This is a genomic window from Winogradskyella ludwigii, assembly GCF_013403985.1.
GTDB lineage: Bacteria > Bacteroidota > Bacteroidia > Flavobacteriales > Flavobacteriaceae > Winogradskyella > Winogradskyella ludwigii.
Window position 1 is genome coordinate 84,152 of record NZ_JABFDF010000006.1, and the last position, 22,082, is coordinate 106,233.

The window sequence follows — 22,082 nt, forward strand, 5'->3', positions numbered from 1 at the left end:
CAACTACTTTAATGCAGCTATCGCTTGCTTAATATCTCGTTTTAAATCTTTTGTTTCTTCAATACCAACGGAAAAACGAATTAGTTGATTACTAATCCCAACAGAATCTCGTTCCTCTTGTGTTAATAAAGCATGAGATGTTAAATATGGAGAAAGCATTGTACTCTCTACTCCTGCCAAACTCATAGACGATTTTATAAGTTTTAATTCTTTTTGAAATTGAAGCGCGTCTAAATCACTTGATAATTCAAAAGACATCATGGCTCCAAAGCCTGACATTTGAGATTTAGCTAATTGATATTCTGGATGCGATTTTAACCCTGGATAATATACTTTAGATACTTTAGGATGCTTATCTAACCATTTTGCCATCTTCATAGCATTTTTAGTTTGTGCTTTAACTCTAAGTCCTAACGTTTTCATGCTGCGTTCTAACATCCAAACCGTCATATCACTTAGACTTCCACCTAAATTTTTACCAACGTTCCAAATACGAAGCATATGCTCTTCTGAACTTGCAACAGCACCTGCACAAATATCGCTATGACCACCAAAATATTTGGTTGCAGAATGCATGACCATATCAATTCCTAAATCCATAGGTTTTTGATTTACAGGAGAAGCAAACGTATTGTCTATAGATGTAAAAATCCCTTTAGACTTCCCAAGCTTGGCAATGGCTTTAATATCTGTAACGGTTAATAATGGGTTTGAAGGGGTTTCAATATGAATCAGTTTAGTATTTTCTTGAAGTGCTGCTTCAAAATCTTCAACCTTATAACCATTGGTAAACGTATATTCTATACCATATTTAGGAAATTCTTCCTTTATAAAATTAACAGTTCCGCCATACAACGTGTTTTGAACCACTATATGATCCCCTTGTTTTAAAAAGGCTAAAAACATTGTGCTTATAGCTGCCATTCCTGATCCGAAAATCATAGCCGCTTCTGTATGTTCTAAAGCTGCAATTTTTTTGGCTAAGAATTCTTGATTTGGTGTATTAAAATATCTTGGATAGCGTTTGACTTCAACATCTAAAAACTCGTAAGATGAACTTAAATACATTGGCGAAACGGCCCCTTTAAATTGTTCGTCTTTAACCTCGCCTACATGAGCGCAAATGGTATTTAACCCTTGTTTTTTCTTTGACATAATAATTTCTGATTTAATAAAAGCTAAATTGAGAATTACAGCTAAGGTTTTATAATGACTGAATAAAAAAGTGTAGTAATCCAATTGAGGATTGCCATGACCTTTAATAAAAAGGCATAGTTATCCTAAAATATTTCAATTAACTACTTATAATATTTCTTATATTTTCTGAAAGAGAAAAATCCAAGTATAGCAACTATAACTAGAGTAATAGCTATAAACTGAAAACTCACTATTTGATCTCCACTAGCATAAGCATGTAAACCTGATAAATAGAAGTTAACACCAAAATAAGTCATTAGGATACTCGCAAAGGCTAAAATTGACATTAAGTTATAAATCCAACGACTTCTTAAACCAGGTACCAAGCGCATATGAATTACAAAAGCATAAATCATAATACTAATTAAAGCCCAAGTTTCCTTTGGATCCCAGCCCCAATATCGTCCCCAACTTTCGTTTGCCCACATACCACCAAGAAAGTTTCCGATGGTTAACATTACCAAACCAACTGTTAGAGCCATTTCATTAATAATAGTTAACTCTTTAATATTAATAAGCATGCGCTCTTTATTCTCTTTTGTTGTTAAAATCATTAATAATAATGAAACCACTCCTAAAATCATTCCTATTGCAAATGGACCATAACTAGCAACGATTACCGAAACGTGAATCATTAACCAATAGCCTTGTAAAACAGGTTGAAGGTTACCAATTGCAGGATCCATCCAATTCCAATGCGCTACCATTAAAATCATAGAACAAACAAATGCAGAAGCTGCAATTGTTAGAGAACTCTTCTTAAGACCTAATAGAAAACCAAATAGCATTACTGACCAAGCAATATAAATCATAGATTCATAAGCATTACTCCAAGGTGCATGTCCTGATAAATACCAACGTAGTATTAAACCTCCTAAATGGAATACAAATAAGAGTGCTATAATACCAATAAGCACATTAATTGCTGTTTTTAACCATGGACTTTTATACTTAAAAATTTGCACCACAATGAGTATCATAAGCAATGTACTTGCATACATGTACCAACTGAATAATCTTTTAAAAATATCGTAATCGTTATATAAAATTTCAGCTTTTATTTTATCGTCAGATAGCATGACTTCACTACCAAATTTTTGTTGTGTCTTTTTAATACCGTTAAGTAATTCTTCTGCTTTAGAATAATCACCTGTTTGTTTCGCATTATTTAAAGTCACTAAATACGCACTAAAGCCATTGTTAATAAAATTACCGTAAAGTGTATCTTCAATTTTTTCTCTTATCCCTTCTTCTCTAAACTCTAATGCCGAAATCCATTTGTTATTTTCATCATCAGGAATAGGAAATATTTTATTAGAACGACCTTCTATAGAATTATACAATAGGTTAACTCTAGAATCGGCTTCTTTTACCTCCTTCTGAAAACCATTAGGAACCTGTGCCTTATAAGCTTCTTCTAAATATGGTGCTAATTTATATCTCCCTTCAGGAGTAAAATAATCTACAAGTCTCGAATATTGTTGGTCGTAATCAATACCTATTATTGTTCTTATAGAATCTGCTTTCCTTGTTTTTAAATAGATAATTGGCACATTGTACCAAAGCATTGGACTTTCTTGTATAGATAGAAATACCTGATCTGAATTAAAATCTTCATACGTATCACTTTTACTCAATTTACGAAGCATCTCTGACGTGTAAGTATGCATTGGCATCATACGACCTCCATAATCTTGAATAACCATTTCTGAAAATTTCGCAGCATGCTCCTTTGGTGTAATATGCACCCTTAGAATAGAATCAATTTGTGCTTTTTCCGTTTGCTTTGTGTGATCGTGACCATCATCTCCAGAGTGTTCTTGAGCAAAACCAGCAACACTTACTAAAAGCAAAATCATGGTCATCATTTTTGCTTTCTTCTTTTTTATCTTATCTAATCGACTTCTTATTTCATCAAAACGAGTGTGTTTAGCAAAAAGAATAGCCATAAGTCCGAAGTATAATAACATGTAACCTGCATATGTGATATAAGTGCCCCAAAAATCATGGTTTACAGAAAGAACTGTTCTTGTTTCATTAGAGTCAAAACCCGATTGAAAAAAGCGGTAACCTCTATAATCTAAAACATGGTTCATGTAAATACGATAATCAAAATCACCTTTCTCTTTATCAAAAACCGTTACTCTACTTTCATAAGAAGAATATGCTTTTTCTGTACCAGGATATTTTTCTGCAATAAAATCATTGAGTTTAATCTCAAACGGTAGTTTTAATATTTTTGGACCGTATTGCAAGGCTATTTCTAAACCTCCAACTTCAATTTCTTCCAAACTACCATAATTCCCTTTACCACCTAGAAGACCTAATTTTTTAGTCTCACCGTTTGCTGTTACGCTTAATATAATACCATCTTCATCATTTTTTAAGAATGCTGCTTTTTTTATAACTCCAAAATCACCTTTTACAATAGGTTTTGGCATTACAATTTGCATATTACCAATAATGTATCTAGATCTTAAAATTAATGGTTGTAAACTATCTTTTATTAATTTACCAGTAGCACGCGTTGCCATAGTCATATAGTCTCCGTCGTAAGGTGAATGGATAAAAAGGCGTTGCTCTTTTTCTATAATATTTATAGCTCCTTCTTGAAAATTATTAAGAGAAAATAAAATATTATGTAGACTAACTGTTTTGCCATCTTCTAAAAAGTGATTATGTGGACCACTATCAGTTCCTTCTACCATTTTTAAATAGCGTTTTCCGGACTCATTTGGAATGACATCTTTTTCTGCCCCTTCAATAAACTCTTCGACTTTAATGTTAACTTCAGTATCACCATAATCAAAGGTCTTATCGAAATCATTATCTAATCGACTAGAAAAATCCACTTCTTCCTCTACTCGACGTTGTTGTAATTGCCCATTAATTTCGTAATCTCCAATAATCCGACCTCCTATATATGTTTTTTGAGAGAAGAATTCACTTTCGGTTTCGCCTTCAACAATTGGCATCATACCTTCAAAACCAACATAACGCGTAATAAAAGCACCTAAGAGAATAAAAACAAAAGATAAATGCAAAATTAAAGTTGCCCATTTTTCTTTTTTATACAAACGGTATCTAAAAATATTACCTGCAAAATTGATGACAAAAAACACCATTATTGTTTCAAACCACCATGCATTATAAATTAACGTTCTAGTGTATGGTGTTGGAGACGTTCCCATGTTTCTATCTAAAATAGTACCAACTGCCATAGCAACGGCAAAGGCAATAAATAAAAACGCGGTAAGTTTTGTAGAGAATAGGAAATTAGCGATTTTCTTTTGCATAACTAAAGGCTTTTTTAAGCTCGTGCAAAGGTATGGTTTTTTAGTGATTTGAAAATTAGATTAAATTGCCAAAACATGTTAAAATTACACGTATTAAGTAACCTATTTACCCATGCTAGACTTAAGCATTTTGTTTTGCTCTTCCATTAACACTTTTAAATCTGATAATAACTGAATATCTTTTGGTGTAACTACCGTTTTATCATCTGTATCTTGTGCTTTATTTCGAAGTCTGTTCATGAATTTTACAATGATAAAAACTGTAAACCCTATAATAATGAAGTCTAAAAACACTTCAGAAAGTTTTCCGTAAGCTACAGCAACTTCACTTGTAGTAATTTCTCCAGTAGCATCTATAATGGCATCTCTTAAAACCAGTTTCTTATCCCCTAAATTTACATCGTCTGTTAATAAAGATAAAGGTGGTAAAAGCACTTGTTTTGCCAAGACATCAATTACCTTATTAAATGCAGCTCCAATGATAATACCAATGGCCATATCCATCATATTTCCTTTGACTGCAAATTCTTTAAATTCTGTAAGTAGTTTCATTTATCTGTTGGTTTAGGTTTTAAAAGTCAATAATTTTTGAAGTAGGTTGCGTTTTAATCTTTATTTCTAGCAGCAAAAATATTCATATACATAAATGTGCCCATTTTACGCGCGCGACGTTTGGCATTTTCGGCATAGTCTCCTTCAAATAATTCGTCTATAGTTTGAAACCATAAGTTTAACCAAATTCCAAAATGTAGCTCTGTAATACTATGATTAAAGGCTTTATCTACTCTAGTGTGCGCTTCTAATGGGTTGCCATGAAATTTAGTTTTTAGAAACAAACTCGATTCCCAAAAGGTAGTTAAATGCTCTAAATGGGCTTCCCAATCTGTTATGGTTTCATTGAAAAATGGTCCTAGTTTTTCGTCTTTCCTAACTTTATCGTAAAATTTGGAAACTAACTGAAAAACATCTTCTCTAGTTTTTATGTCTTTTTTGTTCATTGATTCAAAGTTATTCTTTTAATCGCTTTCTTGTGATTCTAAGATAAGAAATCTTAGTATTTTTACAGCATGATATCAGTTGTATTACTAGGTGCTGGCAATGTAGCCACACATTTATATAAAGCATTTTTAAATTCGGAAACCGTTTCGGTTACCCAATGGTATAATCGTACGCGAGCTTCTATTTCGTCTTATGCGAATGCTGTTGACATAACGGATTCGTTAGATGAGTTAAAAACTGCAGACATTTACATCATGGCAGTTAGCGATGATAGCATTGCACAATTATCTTCAGACTTACCATTTACAAACCGATTGGTTGTACATACCTCTGGAAGTGTTGCTATGCACGATTTAAATAAGAAAAACAAAATTGGTGTATTCTACCCTTTGCAAACCTTTACTAAAGACGCAGATATTGATTTTACCGAAGTCCCAATCTGTATTGAAGTCTATGAAAAAGAGAATCTTCAGCTTTTAAAAGATTTAGCAAAAGCTGTAGGTTGCAAACCTCATAAAATCACGACAGAGCAACGACAAACACTTCATCTTGCGGCCGTTTTTGTAAATAATTTTACGAATCAACTCTATAGGATTGGTCATGAAATTTGTGAAACAAAGAATATAGAATTCGAAATTTTACACCCTTTAATAGAGGAAACGGCAAAGAAAATTCAGCAGATGTCTCCTTTTATGGCACAAACAGGTCCTGCAAAACGGAATGATAAAAAAACCATAAAGCGACAGTTAAAGTTAATTGAAAAGGAAGAGCACGAAACCATTTATAAAATGCTAACCTCTTCTATTAAAAAGACGCATAATGTTTCAACCTTTAAACCAAGAAAGGATAAAGCAAAAACCAACTAAAAGTAAAACAACCAATGAACGACGATAAAAGCTACAAAGAATATTTAGCAGACATTACTACCTTTATTTTTGATGTAGATGGTGTTTTAACCGACGGAACCATTACAGTTACTACAGATGGCGAAATGCTAAGAACCATGAATATTAAAGACGGCTTTGCACTAAAAACAGCTATTGATGCTGGTTTTAATTTGTGTATTATTTCTGGTGGTTCTAATGAAGGTGTGCGTAAACGTTTAGCTGCTTTAGGTATAAAAGATATTTTTTTAGGTGCTCACAATAAAATTGAGCAATTAAATACCTACTTAGATCAGCACCAAGTTTCTAAATCTCAAGTCTTATATATGGGAGATGATATCCCTGATTATCCTGTAATGAAATTGGTTGGTTTACCGTGTTGTCCACAAGATGCAGTACCGGAGATTAAAGCGGTTTCAAAATATATTTCACATAAAAATGGTGGAAAAGGTGCTGTTAGAGATATTATTGAACAAGTATTAAAAGTTCAGGACAAATGGAATGGTAACTTTAATGCTAAATACGATTAATTAAACATGTCAGGCAGAAGAAGACATAGTACAGGTTTTGGTTATATTGGTTTTGGTAACAGCCAAGCTACCTTTAATCAAAAATCATCGTCTCCATTTTCTAAATACAAAGAGAAATTGGATAACGAAGCGCATCTGCACTACAAAATGCACTTTTTGCATAAAGATTTATCCAAAGAAGATAAGCAAAAAATTAAAGATAACATTCGGCTACAAGAGCGTAAACTTTTAAAGAAAACAGCAATTATTAGTATCATTGTATTTTTTATGGTTGCTTATGTTGCCTATTATCTAATAACTAAAATATTATCACACTAATTCCTTTAATGATTCACGTTCTAAATTTAATCCGTTGGAAAAATCTACTAATGATTGCATTTACGCAATACTTAGTAAAATATGCCCTTTTATTACCTTTTCGCGAAAGTCATAGTGTTTTAGTTACACTTAGCGATTTCCACTTTTTCCTTTTGGTTTTAGCAACCGTTTTAATTGCTGCAGGAGGCTATGTTATTAACGATGTCTATGATGTTGAAACTGATAGAATTAATAAGCCAGAGAAACTCATTATAAATAAATATATTTCTGAGAAGAATGCGTCTACCCTATTTATTATTCTTAATATTATAGGAGTTGGTATTGGATTTTATCTCGCTAATGGCATTGGTAAATCTGCATTTTTCAGCATCTTTTTTATCGCCTCTGCGTTACTCTATATTTACTCATCGTCTTTAAAACAAATTCCTGTTGTTGGTAATGTTGTGGTTTCAATAGTTGTTGCTTTAAGTATTTTATTAGTTGGTCTTTTTGAATTAGTTCCTGCTATGAATTTCTATAATAAAGCGATACAAACTACCTTTTTAAAAATTATTATAGATTATGCTGTGTTTGCTTTTATGATTAATTTGGTAAGAGAAATGGTTAAGGATCTCGAAGATATTGAGGGAGACCAACAAGCCGAAATCCAAACACTTCCTGTTCTTTTAGGAAGAGAACGTGCCAACAAAATAGTATTCTTTACTTCGCTAGTTCCTATTCTTTTTATAACTTATTACGTGGTTACGTATTTATTTAAACAACAACTAGTCGTTGGTTATTTCTTAATCTTGGTTATTGCTCCTTTAATTTATGTCAGTATAAAATTACTTGGTGCTAAAGAAAAAACAGATTACAAACACATCAGTCTAATTTTAAAATTAGTGATGCTTACAGGTATGCTCTCCTTATTACTCTATAAATTTATAATTCTGAATTAAAATGCTAAACGATAAGCTTAAAGATTTTCATATTATTTTGGCTTCGGCATCTCCACGTCGTCATGCTTTTTTAAAAACTATGAATTTGGATTTCGATATTCAACTTAAACCTGTTGAAGAAATCTATCCTGATTATTTAAAAAGTTTTGAAATCACAGATTATTTAGCAAAATTAAAAGCAGAACCTTTTATAGAAAACCTTCAAAATAAAGACATTTTAATTACTAGTGATACTATTGTTTGGCTTGATAATACTGCAATTGGCAAACCAAAAGATGAAGCCGATGCTTTTAAAATGATTAAATCGTTAAGCAATAAAACTCACGAGGTTGTTACCTCTATCTGTTTCACATTAAAATCTGAACAGCGCCTCGTTAATACCATAACCAAAGTGACGTTTAAAAGTTTAACAGATGAAGAAATTCAGTATTACGTTAACACCTTTAAACCATTAGACAAAGCAGGTGCCTATGGCATACAAGAATGGATTGGTGCTATCGGAATTACATCTATCGAAGGCTCTTACAATAACGTTGTTGGCTTGCCCACACATTTACTTTACGAAACGTTAAATAACATTGCCAAAGGTGTTTAAGACCTTAACTTTGCCTTATTAAATTTAATAACGTTTATTTAGTCAATCGTGATTCTAGCATAGTAACAAATTGAAACACAACCACAGTTTCAACTACAAACTATAATTCAGAATATTGACTCCAAACATAAACCAATGACATTATGATAAGACAATTTAAAAGTACTGTAATTTTAGCCATAGGTATCGTTAGCCTTTCAGTTTTAAACTCTTGTGCAAAGAACACCGAAAAAGCACCAGAAACTTTGGCCCTTTCAGAATCTAAACCAGAAGTAATTGCACCAAAAAAAGCCTTATCACAAGAATTTAAAGATTATTGGTATAACGGAGACGCAGAAATAACAACTTACAAATTAGAACAAGCACGTTATGGTGAAATCCGAGAAGGCAAGGCTGTATTGGTCTTTGTAACCGAAGATTTTTTACCTGATGCACAAGTAAAAGCAGATAATTATAACCAGACTAATATTCCGGTTTTAAAAGTTAATGCGACTAAGAATTTTAACACCGGTATTTATCCGTATTCTATAATGCAGAGTACCTTTTATCCTGTTGCAGACAATCAAAATGCTTTAAAGATTTCGATTTCTGTGCAAGAATGGTGTGGCCAAACCTATATGCAACTTAACAATCGTGAAGATTTTGAAATACAATCGCACTCTTACTTTCAAGGTCAAGCTGATCAAGAATTTAAAATAGAAAAAGGATTAACTGAAAATGAATTGTGGGCTAAATTAAGAATCAACCCAAAACGTCTTCCTGTTGGTCAATTAGATATTATTCCTGCTATAGAACATATTAGATTAAATCACGAAGAATTCAAACCTCTTAAGGCTTTTGCTAGTTTAGAAAGCAACAGTTACACCTTGTCTTATGAAGATTCTAATCGTACTTTAAAAATAAATTTTAATCCTGAATTCCCTTATAATATTCTAGGTTGGGAAGAAACTACAACCAGTGGTTATGGTGATTCTAAAAAAACATTAACCACCAAAGCAACAAAGTTAGAAAGCATTAAATCTGACTATTGGAACAAAAAAAGTATTGCAGACGAATCGCTTAGAGAAACTTTAAAATTACAATAGTAATTTTATGGAATGTCTACTATATTTGTAGTACACAAAAAGCTTAATATGAGCGTTTATTTCTCTAATTACCAAGACGAGATTATTAATACTATAATTTTACTAATTATTTTATTTATAATTAGATCTATTATAGTAATTACTGTAAAGAAAATTGGAAAAAAAAGTGGTACAACTGAAGCTCGTGCTGGTTTAATAGGTCGTTATGCTACTGTAACTTTAGTGCTTATTGCTATTCTGATTGAAGTCTTTATTCTAGGAGCTAAAACGGCTGATGTTACGCTAGTGTTTTCATCTGTATTTGCTGTAATTGGTGTCGCTCTTTTTGCCATATGGTCTATTTTAAGTAATGTTACATCTGGTGTAATTATGTTTTTCTCTTTCCCATATAAGGTGGGAGATAAAATTAGAATTCACGACAAAGACTTCCCTATAGACGCCATTATCGAGGATATTAGAGCATTTCAAATTCATCTTAGAGACGATTATGGTAACTTAGTTACCTACCCTAACAATCTTATTCTTCAAAAAGCTGTAACTTTATTGCAAAAGGATGCACTGGATGATACCAGTATTTTATAAAGGATGAAGAAAAGAACAAAAAAACGCACACAAGATTTCAAAAAACATATTGGTCAGGTTCCTGGCACTTTAGTTTATACAGGAAAAAAATCAGATAAAGATTTTCACGTAGAATGTTTCGATTTCACCAAAGAATTTATAACAGAATCTGTTCTCTTAAATATTGAAGATGCGGTTAATTATAAACTTACCGATTCTGTAACATGGATAAACGTCGATGGATTAAAGCATATTGAGCAAATTGAAAATATCGGAAAACAATATGATCTTCACCCACTTGTACTAGAAGATATTGTAAACACCTCGCAACGTCCAAAAATAGATGAATACGAAGGCTACATTTTTATTGTACTAAAAATGCTTTATTATGATGCCGATGAAAACATTGTTATCGAGCAAGTGAGTTTTGTCCTCGGTAAAAATTACGTGCTTACCTTCCAAGAATCCGAAGGTGATGTTTTTGACACTATAAGAGAACGATTACGTTTAGCTAACGGAAGAATTAGAGGTCTGAAATCTGATTATTTAATGTATGCCCTTATTGACGCTGTGGTAGATAACTACTTTAGTATCATAGAGGTACTTGGTAATAAAATTGAGGATTTAGAAACAGAACTATTTGCAGGACAAGCCAGAGATAACATTAGTATTGAAGTGCAGCAACTAAAGCGTGAAATCTTAAAAGTGAGACGTGCTATTTTTCCGCTTCGAGAAATTATAAACCGCATAGAGAAAGCAGAGCACCCTTTAATCCTTAAACGCACAATAACCTACTATAGAGACATTTATGATCATTTAATTCAGGTATCAGAAAATATAGATATTTACCGCGAAATGATCTGGAGTTTAATGGACATGTACATGACAACCATTAGCAACCGCATGAACGAAGTAATGAAAGTCCTTACAATTATGTCTTCAATTTTTATTCCTTTAACTTTTCTTGCTGGTATCTACGGAATGAATTTTGAGTTTATCCCAGAACTTAGATACAGATATGGTTATTTTGTTCTTTTAGGAGTGATGCTGGTAATGTTTATAGCATTGGTGTTTTATTTTAAACGTAAAAAATGGTTATAGGTAATAAATCTTAATAAAAATGATGACTAGACAAGAACACCTAAGGTTTTGTAAAAATTGTACTAACCGTGATATGGACCTTAAAGTTGGCCTCATTTGCAAACTTACAGGTGAAATAGCTGATTTTGAAAACGAATGCCCTTCTTATACAATAGACGAAGTTTCAGTCGCTCGGATGGATAATGAAGAACCAGTGGAACGTCACCAAATCACAGGGCAGTTATCTGAAAGGAATTTACAAGAACTAAAAAAAGAACAAAGTTTACCAGCCGCTATATTTGTGGGTATATTCATAGGCATTTTAGCTGCAATAGGTTGGGCAATACTAACAGTTCTTACAGGTATGCAAATAGGATTAGTCGCCATAGCTATTGGTGCTGCTGTTGGACTAGGAATAGGTCATTTTGGTAAAGGTTTAGATTCTATTTTTGGTATTTGTGGTGCCATTATCGCTGTTTTTAGTTGTGTTTTAGGAAACTTTCTTAGTATTATTGGTTTTGTCGCTAATGCAGAAAATTATGGTTATTTTGAAACACTACTCTACTTCGATTATTCGTATACTTTTGAAGTCCTCAAAGAATCTGCAAGTGTCATGGATTTTTTCTTTTATGCCATTGCTGCAGCTGAAGGTTATAAGTTTTCGTTTAGAAAAATCACAGAGAAAGAGCTTCACGATTTAGAAAACAATAAACAGTTAAACAAAACCTAAAAAAAGGTCGAAAACTAGTAACTTTTCTATATTTGAAAAGTAACTAACTTAGAACCTCATGTACCAACTTAGACTCTGTCTATTGCTTTTTATAAGCTCCATCGTTTCATTACAAGCACAACAACCCAAAAAATACAATTCTTCCGAAATTTACGAAGCCGTTCAAAAACTCAACGTTTTAGGATCTGTACTTTATATTGCTGCACATCCAGATGATGAAAACACACGACTTATTTCATACATGTCTAATCAGGTTAAAGCACGAACCGCGTATTTATCGTTAACGCGTGGAGATGGAGGACAAAATCTTATTGGCCCAGAAATTAGAGAACTTTTAGGTGTTATAAGAACCCAAGAATTATTAGCCGCCAGACGTGTAGATGGAGGAGAACAACGTTTTACAAGAGCTAATGATTTTGGCTATTCAAAACATCCAGACGAAACTTTAGAAATTTGGAATAAAGACAAAGTCTTATCTGACGTGGTTTGGGCCATTCGAGAGTTTAAACCAGATGTTATAATCAACAGATTCGATCATAGAACACCAGGAACAACACACGGTCATCACACCACTTCTGCAATGTTAAGTATGGAAGCTTTTGATTTAGCTAATGATGCTACAAAATATCCATCACAATTAGAACTCACTAAAACATGGCAACCAAAACGCTTATTCTATAATACCTCATGGTGGCGTTACGGAAGTCAAGAAGAATTTGATAAATTAGACAAAAGCAATATGCTTAATTTAGATGTTGGAGTCTATTACCCAAGTAAAGGCATGTCCAATAATGAAGTTGCTTCGTTAGCAAGCAGTCAGCATCTTTGTCAAGGTTTTGGTCGCTTATCGCAACGCGGTTCTCAAGATGAATATATTGAGTTTTTAAAAGGTGAACCTTTAAATGATAGTAAATCCGTTTTTTCTGGTATTGATATTTCATGGAATAGAATCAAAGGAGGAAAAGCCATTGGTAACATATTAAATACAGTCGAAAACAACTTCAATTTTAAAAATCCATCTTCTCATTTACCACAACTATTAGAAGCTTACAAATTACTTCAAAATGTAAAAGACGACCATTGGAAAACCGTTAAGACCAAAGAAATAAAAATTATTATTGAAGCTTGTGCTGGTTTATATTTAGAAGTTTCTGCAAAAAGTCCAAATGCCGCTCCAAACTCTGAAGTAGGCCTTAATATGGAAGTTCTTAACCGAAGTTCTGCCAACATTAATTTACTTTCTTATCAATTATCAACGTTACAAAAAGGAATATCAAAAAATATGCCCTTAGCTTCTAATCAACGTTTAAATTTTGAAGAAGCATTTACCATTCCTAATAATAGTAACTATACTGCGCCTTATTGGCTGAATAATAAAAGTACATTAGGCATGTATAATGTTAAAGATCAAAGTTTAATTGGTTTACCTGAAACACCTAGAGCTGTTTTTGTAGATTTTAACCTATTGATCGAAGGCACTCCAATTACGTTTACAAAACCTGTGGTGTATCGTTATTCTAAACCAGATAAAGGTGAATTATATCGTCCTTTTGAAATTATTCCTATCGTTTCAGCTAGCCTAAGTGATAAAGTTTACATTTTTGAAAACGACCAACAAAAAGAAATTGAGGTAACTGTAAAAGCAGGTAAAAACACACTTGAAGGTTTTGTACAAATGGCATATCCTGAAGGTTGGAGTGTTTATCCTGAAAAACAAAAAATTGAAATCGCCAATAAAGGTGATATTCAAAAAGTAATATTTACCGTTATTCCACCAAAAAATCAAAGTGAAGGTTTAATGACGCCAATGGTAAATATTGATGGTGAGTTTTATACCGATGAACTCATAGAAATCGATTATGCACACATTCCTTTTCAAACGGTTTTAATGCCAAGCGAAAGTAAAGTTGTCCGTTTAGATATCGAAAAACGAGGCAATAATATTGGATACATTGAAGGCGCTGGAGATGTGGTTCCTGAAAGTTTAAGACAAATTGGTTACAACGTTACCATTATTAATCCTGAACAAATTTCGCCAGAAAACCTCTCTAATTTTGACGCTATTGTTATGGGAATTAGAGCTTATAATATTGTTGAAGAATTAAAATTCAAACAAAAATTCTTATTAGACTATGTTAATGACGGTGGAAATTTGATTGTTCAATACAACACTAATAGAAGACTGAAAGTAGATAATTTGGCACCTTACAATTTAAAATTATCACGAGACCGTGTGACAGACGAAAATGCCGAAATTAGAATTCTAAACTCTAATCATCCAATTTTAAACTTCCCAAATAAAATTGGACAGCAAGATTTTGAAGGTTGGGTACAAGAACGTGGTTTATACTTCCCTAATGAATGGTCAACAGAATTTACACCATTATTAGCTGCAAACGATAAAGACGAAAATTCAAAAGAAGGCGCATTATTAGTCGCAAAGTACGGTAAAGGTAACTACATTTATACAGGCCTGAGTTTCTTTAGGGAATTTCCAGCAGGAGTTTCTGGTGCTTACAGACTCTTCGCTAATTTGCTTTCTGCAGGTAAAGAAGATAATACACCTTTAAAAAACTAATGACTAAAAACTAACTAAAACCAAAAGCATGAACAACCAAAACCAGCCGCAGCCAAAACAAAAATGGAAAAAAATGTATACTGCTGTTCTCATAGCTAATGCGATTTATATTGTTTTATTTTATTTTATAACTGCTTCATTCGCTTAACATGCCACAAACTTTAGATTGGATTGACTGGACGGTTTTAATAGCCACATTAGCAACAATTGTAGGCTATGGAACTTGGAAAACAAGAGGCCGTAAGAATGCAGAAGATTACATAAAAGGCGGAAGCACGACTAAATGGTGGACCATTGGTTTATCTGTAATGGCAACACAAGCTAGTGCTATAACATTCCTGTCTACAACAGGTCAGGCATTTTCTGATGGTATGGGATTTGTTCAATTTTATTTTGGACTTCCAATTGCCATGGTTATTATTTGCTTGGTATTTATTCCACTTTATCATCGGCTTAAAGTTTATACGGCTTATGAATTTTTAGAAAATCGGTTTGATTTAAAAACTAGAAGTTTAACAGCCATTCTATTTTTAATTCAGCGTGGACTAGCAGCAGGAATTACCATTTTTGCACCTGCTATTATTCTCTCTGTAGTTCTTGGCTGGAATATTATAACACTGAATATTGTTATTGGAGTCCTAGTTATTGTCTACACTGTTTCAGGTGGAACAAAAGCCGTAACCGTTACTCAAAAACAACAAATGTTTGTGATTTTCGCAGGTATGTTGGCGGCATTATTTATCATCATCAATTTAATTCCTGAAGAGGTATCATTTAAAGATGCTATAGATATTGCTGGTGCTACTGGCAAAATGAAAGTTCTGGATTTTTCATTCGATTTAGAAAATAGATATACCGTTTGGACAGGTCTTATTGGAGGTACATTTTTAATGCTCTCTTATTTTGGAACAGACCAAAGCCAAGTGCAACGTTATCTATCAGGTAAATCCATGAAGGAAATGCAAATGGGTTTATTGTTTAACGGCATGCTTAAAGTACCAATGCAATTCTTCATATTACTTGTTGGTGTTATGGTATTTGTATTTTATCAATTTAATCCTTCTCCTTTAAACTTTATTGACGCTTCAACTCAAACAGTTTTAAATTCAGAATATGGTGATGAATATAGAACACTTCAAGAGAAACAAAATGTATTATTTACCGAAAAGCAAAAAGTAAGTTTAGCATTAGCAAAAAATAAAGATTCTAGTTTAAAAACGGATTTATTCAAACTAGATAGTATTGAAAAAACGTATCGTGTAGAATCTAAATTCTTAATCAAAAAAGCAGTTGATCCAGAATATACTTCTGAATATAACAAACTTCAAAACGAAGTAATTGCACTAAAATCTAATCCTGAAAGCGAAGATTATCTTACTAAATCAGCAGAACTTACAACGCTTTATAAAGATGCAGCAAAGGATACGCAGACCAATGACAGAGATTACATGTTTATTCGGTTTATTCTGAATAATCTTCCAACAGGATTGATTGGATTATTGCTTGCCGTAATCTTATCGGCAGCGATGTCATCTACAGCATCAGAAATTAATGCGCTTGCCACTATAACGTCTATTGATTTATACGGAAGAAACCAAAAAGAAGACAAAGGAGAAGCACACATGGTAAAAATGACCAAGTGGTTTACATTTGGTTGGGGAATTATTGCCATAATCATTGCTTGTTTTGCGGATCTCGCAGAGAATTTAATCCAGCTCGTTAATATCATTGGTTCTATTTTCTACGGAAATGTTTTAGGTATTTTCTTATTAGCCTTTTTCTTTAAATACATTAAAGGAAATGCGGTTTTTATTGGAGCATTAATCACACAAGCCATTGTAGTCATTGGTTGGTGGTTTGATTGGATGCCTTATCTATGGCTAAATTTATTTGGTTGTGTAGTCGTCATTTCTATAGCTAATCTATTACAATTAGTATTACCTAAAAAATCACAAATTGAAATCTAAAACTATCAATTGGGGAATTATTGGTGCTGGTAAAATTGCCACCAAATTTGCAACGGACTTAAATACGGTTTCGAATTCTAATTTTTATGCTATTGCTTCTAGAAATCTCGAAAAAGCAAAAGCTTTTGGAAAAGAGTTTCACGCAGATATTGCCTACGGAAGTTATGAAGACTTAGTCTCAGATTCAAAAATTGATGCTATTTACATTGCTACGCCCCATAGTTTTCATAAAGAGCACACTATGTTATGCTTAAACCATAATAAAGCTGTGTTGTGCGAAAAACCATTTGCAATGAATTTGAAGGACGTTGAAGATATGATTCAGCTTTCAAAACAAAAAGACATCCTTTTAATGGAAGCCATGTGGACCATTTTCCTTCCACATTATAGATATGTTTTAGATTTACTTCAAAAAAAGCATTTTGGTAAAGTTATAAAACTTGAAGCCGATTTTGGTTTCCACCCAACATATGATGAAACCTCTAGAGTGTTTGACAAATCTCTTGGAGGAGGAAGTTTACTAGATATTGGAATTTATCCTGTTTTTGCTGCATTGTCTACATTAGGTCAACCCAATTCAATAGACGCTAAAGCTGAGTTTTATGCTTCAGGAACAGATTCCGAATGCACTATTGTTTTTAATTATGATAATGTTAAAGCCTATTTAAAAAGCACCTTATTAGAAAAAACAAATACTGAAGCTATTTTTCATTGTGAAAATGGTACCATAAAAATTAATGGTCGTTTTCACCAACCTTCATCTATTACTTTAATTGACAATCAAGGCCAATCTGAGTTAAAAACCTTCGACAATAAAACAATCGGTTACAGTTTTGAAATTGAACATTTTAGCCAATTGCTTAGAGATGGTAAGACAGAAAGTGATATTATGACTTTTGAGAAGAGCAAACAATTGATTGGAACTCTAGATCATATCAGAAGTTTAATCGGTTTGGAATACAAATAAAAAAAGCGCAACTAATAAATTAGCTGCGCTTTTAAGACTTATTTTATATTAAAAATTACTTCGCTCCCCATTCTTTTAGAGAGTCTTCATTCATTTTAACGTAATCAGCATTTCCTGCTTCTTTAGATTTTGCTAAAGACTCCTTAGCTGTTGCAATAGCATTCTTTTTATCTCCTAATGCAGCATATAATAAAGACTGTTTTCTTAATTGGTAAAACATAGGCTCTTTAATCATAGACATTGCTTTATCCATCCATTCTTTTGCTTTTTCTAAATCTTTTCCTTCAGATAAGTTATAAACAGCAGCAGCATAATAATCATTAGCAGATGGTCCTGCCATAACTTTTTCTATAGAAGCTGTAACGGTTTTAGCTGTTGGCACCTCAATTTTTACAGCAACATAAGTATTTTCCCAAATAAAGCCTAAATCTGTAGATCCACTAGTTAAATTATCAAAACCAATTGTCCAAGTTTCAATATCCATTGGTACATTATAAGTTTTAGCAGAAACTTTTGCAGAAACTTTTGCAGCATCAATTGTTTCTGGTGTTCCCCAGTTATTAGTATCACTATAAAAAATCACTTCCCAAGATTTTGCAGCAGGTGTCACAAAAATAGCATAAGATCCAGCTTTTAATTCGTTACCAGCGATAACAACATCGTCACTAAACGTAATCATAGTATTTTTGTTAGCTCCTGCTCTCCATACTTTACCATAAGGCACTAAGCTTCCAAAAATGGCTCTCCCATTCATACTTGGTCTTGAGTACTCTAAAGTAACATCTGTTAATCCTACCACCTGTTCTACTTTAGTAAAAGAACTTGGTTGAGGCGTTTCAATCTGTGCATTTACCGAAAACATTAAAGTTAAAGCAAATGTAAAAAGTACTAATTTCTTCATTTTTTATTATGTTAAGTGTTGATTTAATTAAATGTAAAATTACAACTTAAGGAAAGTTGTATATGTTAAGGAATCCTTAAAAAGAAATAAAAACAACGAGCAATTTGGAAGTATTCGTTAAAACTATTTGAATTATTATTTATTCATCGTAATATTGCAATATAATAATACAAGAGATTATGGGTTTAACTAAATCAGAAATATTTACAACAGAACAGAATGAGATTTCAAGCATTGCGAAAGTCTTTGGTCATCCAGCAAGAGTGGCTATTCTTCAGCATTTATTTAAAATTAATTCTTGTATTTGTGGTGATTTGGTTGAAGAAATTGGTTTAGCTCAACCTACAATTTCTCAGCATTTAAAAGAATTAAAGAAAATTGGACTTATAAAAGGAAACATTACAGGCACTAGTATTTGTTATTGTATAGACAAAGAGAATTGGACGAATATGAAAACAACGTTATCCGTTTTTCTTAATCAAGATCTTAACGACAACAGCAACTGCTGTTAAATAAAATTATAAAAACATAGATTTATGAAACTTTCAGAAATTAAATCAGAATTAAAAACATTAAAAACCATAGCGTTTCAATTACCAAACGGAACTTTAGTACCAAATCACTTTCACGTTACCGAAGTGGGAAAAATATCAAAACACTTTATTGATTGTGGTGGAACCGTTAGAACTGAAAACGTTGCCAACTTTCAACTTTGGGAAGCAGACGATTATGACCATAGATTACATCCTGAAAAACTACTCGATATTATTGAACTTTCTGAAAAAGTTTTAAATATTGAAGATTTAGAAATTGAAGTGGAATACCAAGGAGATACTATTGGAAAATATGGGTTGGACTTTGACGGCAAAAACTTTTTATTGACCAACAAGCTTACAGATTGCTTAGCGAAAGACAAATGTGGTATTCCTACAGAAAAACCAAAACTTAAGTTTTCTGATTTACAAAATGAAGCTCCATCATGTGCTCCAGGTTCTGGATGTTGCTAACTATTAAAACATAAACACTATGATATTTCAACTAATAAACACGCAAATAGATCAATTACATATTGATTCTATTTCTGAAGAACGTAAAACGATATTACAACCACTCATCGATTACATTCAACTTAAAACAACAGAAAACAAAGCTGTTAATTTAAACTTTATCTGTACTCACAATTCCCGTCGTAGCCATTTATCTCAAGTTTGGGCACAGACCTTGGCATCGCATTTTGAAATAAACAATGTATTTTGTTATTCTGGCGGAACCGAAGCCACAGCATTATTTCCTGTTGCAGCTAAAACACTTGAAAATACAGGGTTTCAGATTGAAATGCTTTCAAATGGAGACAATCCTGTTTACAGCATAAAATATTCAGGAAACGCACATCCAATTATTGGTTTTTCTAAAACATTTGATGCCTCTTTTAATCCGACTTCAGGTTTCACTGCAATTATGACGTGTTCTAGTGCAGATAAAGGGTGTCCATTTATTGCAGGTGCAGAAAAACGGATTCCTATTACTTATGAAGATCCAAAAGCATTTGATAATACACCACAACAATTAGAAAAATATAATGAACGTAGTCTTCAAATTGCTACAGAAATGAAATATGTATTTTCTAACATCGTAAACTAATTACAATGACTGCAATCAAAAAAAAATTAAGCTTCTTAGATAGTTACCTAACATTATGGATCTTTATTGCCATGGTAATTGGTGTTGGTATCGGCTTTTTTGTACCATCATTCCCTAAACTTATAGAATCATTTAGTAGCGGAACCACGAATATTCCCATAGCGATCGGACTTATTTTAATGATGTATCCGCCACTCGCTAAAGTGAATTATGCGTTACTTCCAAAAGTATTTAAGGATGTAAAAATCTTATCGATTTCTTTAGTTTTAAATTGGATTATTGGTCCTGTATTAATGTTCATTTTAGCGATTACCTTTCTACAAGATTATCCAGAATATATGGTGGGCTTAATCTTAATTGGTTTGGCGCGTTGCATTGCTATGGTTTTAGTTTGGAATGATTTAGCAGAAGGTAGTAGCGAATATGGAGCCGGTTTAGTCGCTTTAAATAGTATTTTTCAAGTTTTTGCTTATAGTTTTTATGCGTATTTATTTATTACAGTACTTCCACCCTATTTTGGTTTTGAAGGTGCAATTGTAGATATTTCTATTGGAACGATTGCAGAAAGTGTAGCTATTTATTTAGGGATTCCATTTTTATTAGGCATCCTTTCTCGTTTAATATTAGTGAAACTAAAAGGAGAAGTTTGGTACACTACCAAATTTATTCCAACGATTTCACCCATGACTTTAATTGCTTTATTATTTACCATTGTGGTTATGTTTTCGCTTAAAGGGGAATTGATTGTAGAAATACCAATGGATGTACTGATTATTGCAGTGCCTTTATTAATATACTTTACACTGATGTTTGTTATTGGCTTTTTTGTTAGTAAAGCCATGGGAACAACTTACGATAAAACCGCAGCCATAGCATTTACCGCAGCTGGTAATAACTTTGAATTAGCTATTGCTGTAGCAATCTCTGTTTTTGGGTTAAACTCTGGTCAAGCCTTTGCAGGTGTGGTTGGTCCATTAGTAGAAGTGCCAGCATTAATTCTTTTAGTACGTGTCGTATTTTGGCTTCGAAAAAAATATTATTTACCACAAAAAGCATAACTGTTAGTTGTTTTTCCTTTAATGATGTTAAAGTTTGTTTAACTTTACATAAATATAGTTAAACATAACGTATCTTTACATTGTAAAAACAATTACAATGGCAAAAAAGAAAAACATAAAAGAATCAGATCTTATATCATTTTATATGGATTATGTACTTACACATAACCATAAACCAAAAACGGTATATGCATTTGCTAAAGACAACAATTTTGAAGAACAAAAATTCTATGAATTCTTCAGTTCTTTTGAAACTTTAGAACAATCTATATTTAAAATATTTTTTGATAACACCTTCGCTATTTTAGAGAAAAGCGAAGACTATCATTCATTTGATGTACGCAATAAACTTCTAAGCTTTTATTTCACATTCTTCGAGATACTTACAGCCAACAGAAGTTATGTTGTACATGCATTAAGTATGGATAAAAACAAACTAAAATCTCTCAAAACACTTTCCCATTTAAAGCAAAGTTTTAGTCACTACATAGAGCATTTAGATATTCAAACTATAGATCTTAAACAAGAAAAGCTTGAAAAAATAAAAAGTAAAGCGCTCAAAGAATCGGCTTGGTTTCAATTATTAGTTACCATGAAATTTTGGTTAGACGACACGTCAACATCATTCGAAAAAACAGACATTTTTATTGAAAAATCTGTTCAGGCAAGTTTCGACTTAATAGACACTACACCTTTAAAAAGCATCATTGACTTTGGTAAATTCTTATACAAAGAAAAAATGCAAACTAAATAGAGC

General features: G+C 32.5%; 22 protein-coding genes. 17 read left to right on the forward strand and 5 right to left on the reverse strand.

Annotation, left to right across the window (positions count from 1 at the left end; translation table 11 throughout):
- Positions 1 to 3: 3 nt before the first annotated feature.
- From HM981_RS14200 to HM981_RS14215, 4 genes are all read right to left on the reverse strand, one after another.
- On the reverse strand, positions 4 to 1,155 hold the full coding sequence (locus HM981_RS14200) for a trans-sulfuration enzyme family protein (RefSeq protein ID WP_179339466.1): 1,152 nt from the start codon (positions 1,153 to 1,155) through the stop codon (positions 4 to 6).
- Positions 1,156 to 1,298: 143 nt separating this feature from the next.
- Positions 1,299 to 4,493, reverse strand: coding sequence for a cytochrome c biogenesis protein CcsA (ccsA, locus tag HM981_RS14205; RefSeq protein WP_179339467.1), 3,195 nt, complete (start codon positions 4,491 to 4,493; stop codon positions 1,299 to 1,301).
- A 102-nt stretch (positions 4,494 to 4,595) separates the two neighbouring features.
- Entirely contained in the window at positions 4,596 to 5,045 is a 450-nt protein-coding gene (gene mscL, locus HM981_RS14210; protein ID WP_179339468.1) for a large conductance mechanosensitive channel protein MscL, read from the reverse strand.
- A gap of 53 nt (positions 5,046 to 5,098) precedes the next feature.
- Complete coding sequence (locus HM981_RS14215; protein WP_179339469.1) at positions 5,099 to 5,491, reverse strand: group III truncated hemoglobin; 393 nt, start codon at positions 5,489 to 5,491, stop codon at positions 5,099 to 5,101.
- Positions 5,492 to 5,560: 69 nt separating this feature from the next.
- On the opposite strand from HM981_RS14215, the gene HM981_RS14220 reads away from it, so the two are divergent.
- The 12 genes from HM981_RS14220 to HM981_RS14275 all read left to right on the forward strand — a co-directional run bounded on the left by HM981_RS14220 (position 5,561) and on the right by HM981_RS14275 (position 17,725).
- Positions 5,561 to 6,358 carry a Rossmann-like and DUF2520 domain-containing protein gene (locus tag HM981_RS14220; protein ID WP_179339470.1) on the forward strand — a complete coding sequence of 266 codons (798 nt, stop codon included), beginning with the start codon at positions 5,561 to 5,563 and terminating at the stop codon, positions 6,356 to 6,358.
- Between the two features lie 14 nt (positions 6,359 to 6,372).
- A complete protein-coding gene (locus tag HM981_RS14225; RefSeq protein WP_179339471.1) occupies positions 6,373 to 6,906 on the forward strand; it encodes a KdsC family phosphatase in 534 nt (177 codons plus the stop codon).
- Between the two features lie 6 nt (positions 6,907 to 6,912).
- Positions 6,913 to 7,224 (forward strand): hypothetical protein, encoded by a 312-nt coding sequence (locus tag HM981_RS14230; RefSeq protein ID WP_179339472.1) that lies wholly within the window; start codon positions 6,913 to 6,915, stop codon positions 7,222 to 7,224.
- An 8-nt stretch (positions 7,225 to 7,232) separates the two neighbouring features.
- Entirely contained in the window at positions 7,233 to 8,162 is a 930-nt protein-coding gene (locus HM981_RS14235) for a geranylgeranylglycerol-phosphate geranylgeranyltransferase (protein ID WP_179339473.1), read from the forward strand.
- 1 nt (position 8,163) lies between these two features.
- Positions 8,164 to 8,757 (forward strand): Maf-like protein, encoded by a 594-nt coding sequence (locus HM981_RS14240; protein ID WP_179339474.1) that lies wholly within the window; start codon positions 8,164 to 8,166, stop codon positions 8,755 to 8,757.
- A gap of 143 nt (positions 8,758 to 8,900) precedes the next feature.
- A complete protein-coding gene (locus HM981_RS14245) occupies positions 8,901 to 9,842 on the forward strand; it encodes a septum formation inhibitor Maf (protein WP_179339475.1) in 942 nt (313 codons plus the stop codon).
- A 48-nt stretch (positions 9,843 to 9,890) separates the two neighbouring features.
- Entirely contained in the window at positions 9,891 to 10,424 is a 534-nt protein-coding gene (locus HM981_RS14250; RefSeq protein WP_179339476.1) for a mechanosensitive ion channel domain-containing protein, read from the forward strand.
- 3 nt (positions 10,425 to 10,427) lie between these two features.
- Complete coding sequence (gene corA, locus HM981_RS14255; protein ID WP_179339477.1) at positions 10,428 to 11,504, forward strand: magnesium/cobalt transporter CorA; 1,077 nt, start codon at positions 10,428 to 10,430, stop codon at positions 11,502 to 11,504.
- A gap of 73 nt (positions 11,505 to 11,577) precedes the next feature.
- On the forward strand, positions 11,578 to 12,213 hold the full coding sequence (locus HM981_RS14260; RefSeq protein WP_179339478.1) for a hypothetical protein: 636 nt from the start codon (positions 11,578 to 11,580) through the stop codon (positions 12,211 to 12,213).
- A gap of 58 nt (positions 12,214 to 12,271) precedes the next feature.
- Positions 12,272 to 14,791 (forward strand): PIG-L family deacetylase, encoded by a 2,520-nt coding sequence (locus HM981_RS14265; RefSeq protein ID WP_179339479.1) that lies wholly within the window; start codon positions 12,272 to 12,274, stop codon positions 14,789 to 14,791.
- Between the two features lie 149 nt (positions 14,792 to 14,940).
- Positions 14,941 to 16,758 (forward strand): sodium:solute symporter, encoded by a 1,818-nt coding sequence (locus HM981_RS14270; protein ID WP_179339480.1) that lies wholly within the window; start codon positions 14,941 to 14,943, stop codon positions 16,756 to 16,758.
- Positions 16,748 to 17,725 (forward strand): Gfo/Idh/MocA family protein, encoded by a 978-nt coding sequence (locus HM981_RS14275; protein ID WP_179339481.1) that lies wholly within the window; start codon positions 16,748 to 16,750, stop codon positions 17,723 to 17,725. The genes HM981_RS14270 and HM981_RS14275 overlap by 11 nt, the downstream gene beginning before the upstream one ends.
- Before the next feature lie 55 nt (positions 17,726 to 17,780).
- Here HM981_RS14275 and HM981_RS14280 read toward each other — a convergent pair whose 3' ends face one another.
- A complete protein-coding gene (locus tag HM981_RS14280) occupies positions 17,781 to 18,626 on the reverse strand; it encodes a DUF2911 domain-containing protein (protein ID WP_179339482.1) in 846 nt (281 codons plus the stop codon).
- Between the two features lie 179 nt (positions 18,627 to 18,805).
- Between HM981_RS14280 and HM981_RS14285 the strand changes: the two genes are divergently transcribed.
- From HM981_RS14285 to HM981_RS14305, 5 genes are all read left to right on the forward strand, one after another.
- Positions 18,806 to 19,138, forward strand: coding sequence for an ArsR/SmtB family transcription factor (locus tag HM981_RS14285; protein ID WP_179339483.1), 333 nt, complete (start codon positions 18,806 to 18,808; stop codon positions 19,136 to 19,138).
- Between the two features lie 24 nt (positions 19,139 to 19,162).
- Positions 19,163 to 19,633, forward strand: coding sequence for a DUF6428 family protein (locus HM981_RS14290; protein ID WP_179339484.1), 471 nt, complete (start codon positions 19,163 to 19,165; stop codon positions 19,631 to 19,633).
- A 19-nt stretch (positions 19,634 to 19,652) separates the two neighbouring features.
- On the forward strand, positions 19,653 to 20,267 hold the full coding sequence (locus tag HM981_RS14295) for an arsenate-mycothiol transferase ArsC (protein WP_179339485.1): 615 nt from the start codon (positions 19,653 to 19,655) through the stop codon (positions 20,265 to 20,267).
- A gap of 5 nt (positions 20,268 to 20,272) precedes the next feature.
- The gene (arsB, locus tag HM981_RS14300) at positions 20,273 to 21,325 is read left to right on the forward strand and encodes an ACR3 family arsenite efflux transporter (RefSeq protein ID WP_179339486.1); all 1,053 of its coding nucleotides are present in this window, start codon (positions 20,273 to 20,275) and stop codon (positions 21,323 to 21,325) included.
- Positions 21,326 to 21,422: 97 nt separating this feature from the next.
- On the forward strand, positions 21,423 to 22,079 hold the full coding sequence (locus HM981_RS14305) for a TetR family transcriptional regulator C-terminal domain-containing protein (RefSeq protein WP_179339487.1): 657 nt from the start codon (positions 21,423 to 21,425) through the stop codon (positions 22,077 to 22,079).
- Positions 22,080 to 22,082: the final 3 nt, after the last annotated feature.

What these genes read in the sequence shown, in the direction of transcription:
- HM981_RS14200 (WP_179339466.1), bottom strand. Translation starts at nt 1,155, where the DNA reads ATGTCAAAGAAAAAACAAGGGTTAAATACCATTTGCGCTCATGTAGGC.
- ccsA (WP_179339467.1), bottom strand. Translation starts at nt 4,493, where the DNA reads ATGCAAAAGAAAATCGCTAATTTCCTATTCTCTACAAAACTTACCGCG.
- mscL (WP_179339468.1), bottom strand. Translation starts at nt 5,045, where the DNA reads ATGAAACTACTTACAGAATTTAAAGAATTTGCAGTCAAAGGAAATATG.
- HM981_RS14215 (WP_179339469.1), bottom strand. Translation starts at nt 5,491, where the DNA reads ATGAACAAAAAAGACATAAAAACTAGAGAAGATGTTTTTCAGTTAGTT.
- HM981_RS14220 (WP_179339470.1), top strand. Translation starts at nt 5,561, where the DNA reads ATGATATCAGTTGTATTACTAGGTGCTGGCAATGTAGCCACACATTTA.
- HM981_RS14225 (WP_179339471.1), top strand. Translation starts at nt 6,373, where the DNA reads ATGAACGACGATAAAAGCTACAAAGAATATTTAGCAGACATTACTACC.
- HM981_RS14230 (WP_179339472.1), top strand. Translation starts at nt 6,913, where the DNA reads ATGTCAGGCAGAAGAAGACATAGTACAGGTTTTGGTTATATTGGTTTT.
- HM981_RS14235 (WP_179339473.1), top strand. Translation starts at nt 7,233, where the DNA reads ATGATTCACGTTCTAAATTTAATCCGTTGGAAAAATCTACTAATGATT.
- HM981_RS14240 (WP_179339474.1), top strand. Translation starts at nt 8,164, where the DNA reads ATGCTAAACGATAAGCTTAAAGATTTTCATATTATTTTGGCTTCGGCA.
- HM981_RS14245 (WP_179339475.1), top strand. Translation starts at nt 8,901, where the DNA reads ATGATAAGACAATTTAAAAGTACTGTAATTTTAGCCATAGGTATCGTT.
- HM981_RS14250 (WP_179339476.1), top strand. Translation starts at nt 9,891, where the DNA reads ATGAGCGTTTATTTCTCTAATTACCAAGACGAGATTATTAATACTATA.
- corA (WP_179339477.1), top strand. Translation starts at nt 10,428, where the DNA reads ATGAAGAAAAGAACAAAAAAACGCACACAAGATTTCAAAAAACATATT.
- HM981_RS14260 (WP_179339478.1), top strand. Translation starts at nt 11,578, where the DNA reads ATGGACCTTAAAGTTGGCCTCATTTGCAAACTTACAGGTGAAATAGCT.
- HM981_RS14265 (WP_179339479.1), top strand. Translation starts at nt 12,272, where the DNA reads ATGTACCAACTTAGACTCTGTCTATTGCTTTTTATAAGCTCCATCGTT.
- HM981_RS14270 (WP_179339480.1), top strand. Translation starts at nt 14,941, where the DNA reads ATGCCACAAACTTTAGATTGGATTGACTGGACGGTTTTAATAGCCACA.
- HM981_RS14280 (WP_179339482.1), bottom strand. Translation starts at nt 18,626, where the DNA reads ATGAAGAAATTAGTACTTTTTACATTTGCTTTAACTTTAATGTTTTCG.
- HM981_RS14285 (WP_179339483.1), top strand. Translation starts at nt 18,806, where the DNA reads ATGGGTTTAACTAAATCAGAAATATTTACAACAGAACAGAATGAGATT.
- HM981_RS14290 (WP_179339484.1), top strand. Translation starts at nt 19,163, where the DNA reads ATGAAACTTTCAGAAATTAAATCAGAATTAAAAACATTAAAAACCATA.
- HM981_RS14295 (WP_179339485.1), top strand. Translation starts at nt 19,653, where the DNA reads ATGATATTTCAACTAATAAACACGCAAATAGATCAATTACATATTGAT.
- arsB (WP_179339486.1), top strand. Translation starts at nt 20,273, where the DNA reads ATGACTGCAATCAAAAAAAAATTAAGCTTCTTAGATAGTTACCTAACA.
- HM981_RS14305 (WP_179339487.1), top strand. Translation starts at nt 21,423, where the DNA reads ATGGCAAAAAAGAAAAACATAAAAGAATCAGATCTTATATCATTTTAT.